This window comes from Paenibacillus etheri (assembly GCF_001012825.1).
Taxonomy (GTDB): domain Bacteria; phylum Bacillota; class Bacilli; order Paenibacillales; family Paenibacillaceae; genus Paenibacillus_AQ; species Paenibacillus_AQ etheri.
This window is the reverse complement of the sequence record NZ_LCZJ02000067.1, coordinates 1-204: the sequence shown is the minus strand read 5'-3', so window position 1 is coordinate 204 and position 204 is coordinate 1. Positions and strand designations below refer to the sequence as shown.

Below are 204 nucleotides of genomic sequence, written 5' to 3'. Positions count from 1 at the left end.
AGTTCGGTCCCTATCTGTCGTGGGCGCAGGAAATTTGAGAGGAGCTGTCCTTAGTACGAGAGGACCGGGATGGACGTACCGCTGGTGCACCAGTTGTTTCGCCAGAAGCATGGCTGGGTAGCTACGTACGGACGGGATAAGCGCTGAAAGCATCTAAGCGTGAAGCCCCCCTCAAGATGAGATTTCCCAATTAGTAAGACCCCT

At 54.4% G+C, this 204-nt stretch carries 1 rRNA gene; it reads left to right on the top strand.

The annotated features are described in order from the left end of the window. Positions 1-204, top strand: a 23S ribosomal RNA gene (locus tag UQ64_RS28310); the annotation flags it as partial.